Genomic DNA, 2,887 nt, shown 5'->3' on the forward strand with positions numbered 1-2,887 from the left:
TAATTTAACTTTAATTTTTAATAAAAATTTTTACAGCCAACTAGGTTGTCCTCAATGATTTTCGGGAATCCCTATAACAAACCAACTCAAAAAAACAAAACGAACCTAAAAGGACAAAATGAACCTAAAAGAATAAAACGAACAAAAGCAAAGGATCCCAAGATAAACTCTTAGGATCCTTTGCTTTTTGTCTTTTACAGCAATTCAGCTGTTTGTCTTTGTGCTACAGTTCAACTGCTTGCCTTTATTCAGCAATTCAACAGCTTGTCTCTATTCAGCTATTCAACTGTCCAGCTAATCTAAAACTAATTAAAGATCGCTCTTAGTTACCTTGTGCTGGTTCAGCTTGCGCTGGAGCAGTTGGTGCTGTTGGTTGAGCAGCTGGAGCCTGTGTTCCTTGTGCAGGAGCACCTTTGTCACCTTTTGGTGCAGGTTTTTGTTGCTGACGAGGCTCTGGTTTTGCTGGAGCTTTTTGTAACTCTACAGGTTTAGTGATGTTTTCAATCCACGCGAATAATTGTGGTAAATCATAATCACCAGAGTGTGGTTTGTTCCAAGCTAATTGGAAGTTAACATCGTAACCTTTGTTTTCTAGTTGTAAAGCTAGCATTGCAGGTACAGCTAATGATGTATCTGTATCGATACTACCTTGACGAATTCTCCAGTATTCAGCAACACCTGGTTTATTTGAAGAATCTAGGTAGTTCATTGGATTCATCATTTTGATCACTTGTGGATCAGCCATAGTACCAGTTACAGTTGAGTGTTTTAAACCGTACTGGGTAAAGTGTTGATTATTTGTTGTTGCATTACCAAATAGGTTATTTTCCCCGTTCTCTAATGCTAAACCGTCAAATGCTGGTGGAGTTTTCATACGTTTAACCCACTGTGCATATTTGTCTAGATCAACATTTGTTACTTTACCACCTTTGAGAGTTAACCAAGGGTAGTCACCAGCAAATACTGCTTGTGGACGTGCATTGTATGCTTGTTGTGCAGATTCTTTTAGTTTGTTCGCAACGTATTGTTTAAAGCTGCCATTACCATCAGAATCTAACGTTAGCACGTTACCATTTTCATCTTTAAAGCCAAGGCTATTTAAGTAAGCTGGGAACTCAGCTTTTAAATCAGCAGATACTTTTTGTTGTTCTGCAGTTAATTTACCTTCAGTGTAAGTACGTTGTACATTGTAATCTAACTGACTAGCAGAGATTTTTTTGTAATCATTTACACCGTTAAATAACCACTCATACGCCATATCAGCGTGATCTAGGTTAGTAATTGGTGCATAAGCACTTACCGCAAAGATTGCATCTGAAGCTTGAGCAGCACCTAGTTGTTTTAAGTAAGGTTCGTAGTCAGCTTGGTTACCTGTTGCCCCTAGTAAAGTACTTAAAGCAGCACCAGCTGAAGTACCGTTTGCGATGATTTTATTTGCATCACCAGGCATAGCTTTGTCGTTAGCGTGTAAGTAACGTACCGCTGCTTTTAAATCTACGATTGCAGCAGGAGCTTTACCATAGTAGCTACCATCTTGTGCTTCTAGTGTACGACCACGAGCACCTGGAGATACCACGATCATACCTTTTTCTAACGCAGCGTAAAGTGCTGCATTACGATCTTGTTGTTGTCCTTGAGCTTGTCCTTGACCTGGAGCTTTACCTCTCATTTGACCATGTGGGTGACGAGGACCTTTACCATCTTCTGGTCTTTGACCTTGAGCTTTACCGTCTTTGCCATCTTTACCTTGTTTACCAGGTTGTTGTGCATCTGCTGGTGGCATAGGTGGTTGCTGACCGTCTGCTTTAGGAGCCGGTGGTTGTTGACCATCTGCTGGCGGTGCTGGTGGCTGTTGACCGTCAGCTGGAGGTGCTGGTGGCTGTTGACCATCTGCTGGTGGTGCTGGTGGTTGTTGACCGTCTGCCGGTGGAGCTGGTGGTTGTTGACCGTCTGCTGGTGGAGCAGGAGGTTGCTGACCATCTGCTGGAGCTACATTATCTTGGTTCGCACCTTGCACCTGTAACATTTGTGGTGCTTGAGGTCTTGGACCTTGACGTTTTAACTCGTCTTTTTTACTTGGATCAACAGTTTTACCTTCAACTTTCATCGCAGTTGCTGGCATGTAACCACCAATTGCGTTAGGGAAGAAGATTGGAGCTGTATCTATAGTGTAACCATTTACAGTTTCACCTGAGAAGTAAGCTTCAGGGATATAGATATTCATTGATTGATAAGTAGTATCTTGCGGGTGCGCAACATATACTACATTCTCGTATGCACGTACTAAAATTACACGTGGACCTACTTTAACAGCTTTTAAAGTGTAGTTTGCATTTGGATCAAATTTTAAATCAAAGTTTCCAGTAAAAGTTGAAGCTGTTGCTGGAGTTGTACTTGATTTAGTTGTATTTGTTGCTTTGCTTGCTTGTGCACTTGCTTGGCTGTTTGCTTGTGAGCTATTGCTCGCTGTGTCTGCAAAACTGCTACCTACAAAAGTTGACATAGTCAGCACTGCAAGGGCAGTTAAAGTAAGAGATTTTTTCATCTTAGTAGCCATTGAATAGTTCCTCTTGTTATTTTTATTGAATTCTGTAGATGTTAACTTGAGAGATAAGTTTGGGGTTTGAGAAAAATAAACCCAAATACATTTGAGCAATGAACTCAAAATACATTTGAAAGTAAATTCGAGCTGAAGTTAATCTTAAGATATCTCTTATGATTGCCTCGTTACTTCATTGCTTCAAACTAATGGAGTTAGGATAATTTCGTTAGGGTAAACCTAACGTTAACTTTGTAGCTAGTTAAAGTCCTAACCTGATTATAGGTTAATAAACCTCAGTTTCTCAAGTTAATTTTAGTATCAGTATCTTTAAATAGGGATTCCCGA

1 pseudogene is annotated in these 2,887 nt (G+C 40.2%); it reads right to left on the reverse strand.

Annotated elements, in window-relative coordinates:
* Nucleotides 1–487: 487 nt before the first annotated feature.
* Nucleotides 488–1,669, reverse strand: a pseudogene (locus CKF54_RS08325) (subtype B tannase); the annotation flags it as partial.
* Nucleotides 1,670–2,887: the final 1,218 nt, after the last annotated feature.

Origin of the sequence: Psittacicella hinzii (genome assembly GCF_003585885.1) — a bacterium.
In the GTDB taxonomy this organism is placed as follows: domain Bacteria; phylum Pseudomonadota; class Gammaproteobacteria; order Enterobacterales; family Psittacicellaceae; genus Psittacicella.